Source organism: Corynebacterium marquesiae, assembly GCF_030229635.1.
In the GTDB taxonomy this organism is placed as follows: Bacteria; Actinomycetota; Actinomycetes; order Mycobacteriales; family Mycobacteriaceae; genus Corynebacterium; species Corynebacterium marquesiae.
The window spans coordinates 1-1,605 of the sequence record NZ_JASPII010000032.1 but is presented as its reverse complement, the minus strand read 5'-3'; the positions used below and the strand labels follow the sequence as shown (position 1 = coordinate 1,605).

The 1,605-nt window shown below is 57.9% G+C and carries 1 protein-coding gene and 1 pseudogene; one reads left to right on the top strand and one right to left on the bottom strand.

Annotated elements, in window-relative coordinates; translation table 11 throughout:
• On the top strand, positions 1–1,278 hold a 1,278-nt coding region (locus QP971_RS11235; protein WP_431831088.1), incomplete at its 5' end, for an IS256 family transposase.
• 34 nt (positions 1,279–1,312) lie between these two features.
• Here QP971_RS11235 and QP971_RS11230 read toward each other — a convergent pair.
• A pseudogene (locus QP971_RS11230) lies at positions 1,313–1,605 on the bottom strand (transposase); the annotation flags it as partial.

Here is a 1,605-nt window from a genome sequence, read left to right as displayed (position 1 = left end):
AACCCTGAAATCGCCAGCTTGATCAGCGAGCTGTCGAGCTCCGCTGATGATGCAAGCGAGCTGGTCAAAGGCCTGCTACAGGCATCAATCAACGCTGGCCTTAAGGCGGAGATGGATGCACACTTGGGCTATAGCCACTCTGACCGCAAGACGAAAGCCCAGGTGGAAACCACACAGGGCAACAATCACCGCAACGGGTCGTACACCAAAACCGTCAACTCCGGGTACGGCGCGGTGGAAGTGACCGTGCCCAGGGACCGTGCCGGCACCTTTACTCCCCGGATGGTGCCCAAGGGCGCACGCCGTCTCACAGAGCTCGACGACATGATTATCTCGCTGTATGCCGGTGGGATGACAGTGCGCGATATTCAGCACCATCTCGCAACCACCCTTGGGGTGGATATGAGCCCGGATACGATCAGCACCATTACCGACGCGGTCTTGGACGAGGTCATGATCTGGCAAAACCGCCAGCTCGACGAGTTCTACCCGGTGATCTTCCTCGACGCGCTACGCGTCAAGGTCCGTGACGGCCACCGCGTGGTCAACAAGGCTTGCTACATGGCGGTTGGTGTCGATATGGACGGCATCAAGCACATCCTGGGACTGTGGATCGCCGACAATGAAGGAGCCGCATTCTGGGCATCGGTCTGCGCAGATCTGGCCAACCGTGGTGTCCAGGACGTGTTCATTGTCTGCTGCGACGGGCTCAAAGGCCTGCCTGAAGCAGTTGAGGCAACCTGGCCGAATTCCATGGTGCAGACCTGTATCGTGCACCTGATTCGAGCGGCGAACCGGTGGGTATCGTATCAGGACCGCAAAGGCGTCTCCCGTGCGCTACGTGAGGTCTACACGGCCGCCAACGGGGACACCGCCCGTGCCAGCCTGGATGCTTTCGAGGCCAGTGAACTGGGCCGGAAATACCCCCAGTCGGTCAAAGTCTGGCGCGACGCGTGGGAGCGGTTCGTGCCGTTTCTGCAGTTTCCGCCGGCGGCACGCCGGGTGCTCTACACCACCAATTCGATCGAGTCGCTGAATGCTGAACTGCGTAAAGCTACCCGTAACCGGGGTCAATTCCCGAACGATACGGCGGCGCTGAAGACGCTGTGGTTGATGATCTGCAACATCGAAGACAAGCGCGCCGCCCAGCGAGCGAAGAAAGCAAAGCGCGACATTGAATGCAACGGCTATATTGAAGGAGCGAAAGCCACCGGGTGGAAACAAGCCATCAACCAACTAGCTGTGGCGTACCCCGACCGATTCGCGGATTACTTGTAAACCAAGCCTCCGCACACAAAGAATCGGACACCCTCTGCTCCGGCGAGTACCTATCTTTCACCATCGCCCAGACCACGGTGCGCAAACGTGGATTGGCATCAATCTTGCGCTTTTTCGGTCTAAACCTACGCAACACCGATTTACGGTGCGCATGCGTGGGAAGATACACCCCAAATTCATCCCGGTTGCGTTTAAGCTCCTTGCTGATAGTGCCAGCAGAGCGCTGAAGATGCCGAGCTATCTCACGTACACCTTTGCCTTGCCGGTCAAGATCAAAGATGAGCTCGCGTTCTTCTATCGATAAGTAGCGCGAAGAGATACGCCTAT